The sequence below is a fragment of the Vibrio sp. OPT46 genome, from assembly GCF_015163535.1.
Lineage (GTDB): Bacteria > Pseudomonadota > Gammaproteobacteria > Enterobacterales > Vibrionaceae > Vibrio > Vibrio alginolyticus.
On record NZ_JADDYG010000005.1, the window covers coordinates 236,339 to 238,741 of the forward strand.

Genomic DNA, 2,403 nt, shown 5'->3' on the forward strand with positions numbered 1-2,403 from the left:
CCTGTAAGGGAGGCATTCGATCTTTCACATTAGTTTTCCTTAACTCTATGGCAGATTCTATCGTTTGAGGATATCAGCGTAGTCGCTGATTATTAAGTGGTCAATATTGTATAGGGATCTTTGAAATGGAAAACATGACACACACTTGTGAGCGTACTATACCTACTGCCCATCAGAGCGGGTTACAGTTAATTTATTCTAAACTGGCGGCTTGGAGAAGGAACTATAAGACACGTCGTCACTTGAGAGAGTTACCAAAGCACCTTTGGGACGATATTGGATTAGGTGAAAGGGAGATTAGTTGTGAAGTGAGTAAGCCATTCTGGAGAGAGTAGTCTATGAGTTTGATTCAAGCTCAAAGTTAAGTTGCACTCCCCAATGGTGTTGAGGAGTGCAAGCAAAATTACAAGTCTTCTTCCCACACGACCAATTCATCTTTTGGCCAATTGTGGCCTATCTCATGATACTTTTGTTCGAGCACATGACGTTTAATTTTAAGCGTTGGCGTCAGTACGCCATTTTCTATACTCCAAGGTTCTTTAATCATTAACACACCTTTGATTTGCTCATGAGAGGCGAGTTCTTGATTCATCCTGGCAATAACTTTACGTGTGGTACGTGCGTATCGCTCTCGATCAAAGTTAGGGAAGTCATGTGGCACAACCAAAAGAATCGGAGCGGGTAGCCCTAAACCGATGAGACACATCATCTCTACGCGACTGTACTCGAAAAGCTTTTTCTCGATAGGAACCGGAGAGACAAATTTACCTTTGGCGGTTTTGAAGTTATCTTTTTTACGGCCTTGAATCGTTAGATAACCATCTGAGTCGATAGCGCCGATATCGCCTGTGTGTAGCCAGCCCTCTGAATCAAAAGACTCTTGGGTGGCAATATCATTTTTGTAGTAGCCAGAAAATAGCCCTTTGCCACGCACCATGATTTCATCATCGGCTGCGATTTTTAACTCAATGCCTGGCCCTGCATTACCGACACTACCAATTTTGTCAGCTCTAAATGGGTAGTTGAGCGTGCTGTAGGCAAATGATTCCGTCATCCCCCAAGCCTCTGTGATATCAAGGCCCACTGAGTGGTACCATTCCAACAGCGCTGGCGAGACAGGTGCAGAGCCACAGCCTAATACTCGAGCCTGATCTAAACCTAGACCATCTGCTAGCTTTTTCTTGATCAAAGAATTGACGAATGGGATTTTCAACAGAATATTGAGCTTCTTCTGTGGAAGTTTGTCTTGAATACGTTGCTGGAATAGCGTCCATAATCGTGGGACGGAGATAAACAGAGTTGGTCGGTGCATCTTCACATCTTCGATAAAAGTGTCCAGTGACTCTGGAAATGCTGTTGGCACGCCACCCATAATCGATGAACCGAAGATATAAACACGCTCTGTAATATGAGCGAGCGGTAAATAAGAGAACAATCGGTCGTTTTCTTGGATACCAATATGATTGATCAGTTGCTGAACAGACCAACTGAATGCGCCGTAAGTTAGCATCGCGCCTTTCGGTAACCCTGATGTGCCTGAGGTATACACCAACGACATTAGCTTGTCATCGTAATGCCGCGGACGCTCTTCACTTGGCATTGCATCTGCAATGAGCGCTTGGTATTCGTGCTTACACTTTGGTGCCGTGTCATAAGGTAGAGCGATGCTAATGAGTTCAGGCATAGCATCAATGACCTGCTGAGTTGCTTTGGGATCATCGAGTTTTCCGCCAATGATCGCTTTACTTTCACTATGAGTCACACAGTATTCGATGGTGTCTGCACCGGCGGTAGGAAAGATTGGCACACTGACATAGTCACCAAGCATCATAGCAAGATCGCAAATAAACCATTCTGCACAGTTTTTAGATACTAACGCAACTTTGTCGCCAGGCTTTACACCAAGCGAGCGTAGTGCGCTGACAAGTTTTAAGGCTTGATCTGCAACATCAGAGAATGTGTACTCAACAAACTGTCGGTTAATAATTTGTTTTAGGTAGACCTCATTTGGACGCTCTTGAGCCCATTTGAGGATCATTTCACTTGGTGGTGGGAGAGCGCAACCAGCAGCGCTATTTAGATTCGGCTGATTCATTTTAAGTGACTCCATGTCTTCTCATTGTATTTATAATTGTTAACGCATTGTTAACTTTAGCATGTTAAATCGCGACACGGGAATGCATTTTGATGAAATATGTGGGGAAGATAGCGTTAGTTATGGTTGAAGTCGGAGCGACTCGATCTAAAAAGCAATGTGATTGATGCTACGCAAAAGAGAACAGGCTTTTCAGCTGTTATGTCATACCGACTTCATACTAAGAGCACAGGTAAGCAATTTATTTTATTAATAATATTGCGAAAACATAGAATCTATCCTAATTATTTATTAACTAGTGGCTTAGT

At 43.3% G+C, this 2,403-nt stretch carries 2 protein-coding genes; one reads left to right on the forward strand and one right to left on the reverse strand.

Annotation, left to right across the window (positions count from 1 at the left end; all coding sequences use genetic code 11):
- Positions 1 to 134 precede the first annotated feature (134 nt).
- A complete protein-coding gene (locus IQR33_RS01235; protein ID WP_224721253.1) occupies positions 135 to 335 on the forward strand; it encodes a DUF1127 domain-containing protein in 201 nt (66 codons plus the stop codon).
- Positions 336 to 403: 68 nt separating this feature from the next.
- Here the strand turns inward: IQR33_RS01235 and IQR33_RS01240 are convergent, their stop codons facing one another.
- Positions 404 to 2,095: an AMP-binding protein gene (locus IQR33_RS01240; RefSeq protein ID WP_193843443.1), complete on the reverse strand. Its 1,692-nt coding sequence runs from the start codon at positions 2,093 to 2,095 to the stop codon at positions 404 to 406.
- Between the last annotated feature and the right edge of the window lie 308 nt (positions 2,096 to 2,403).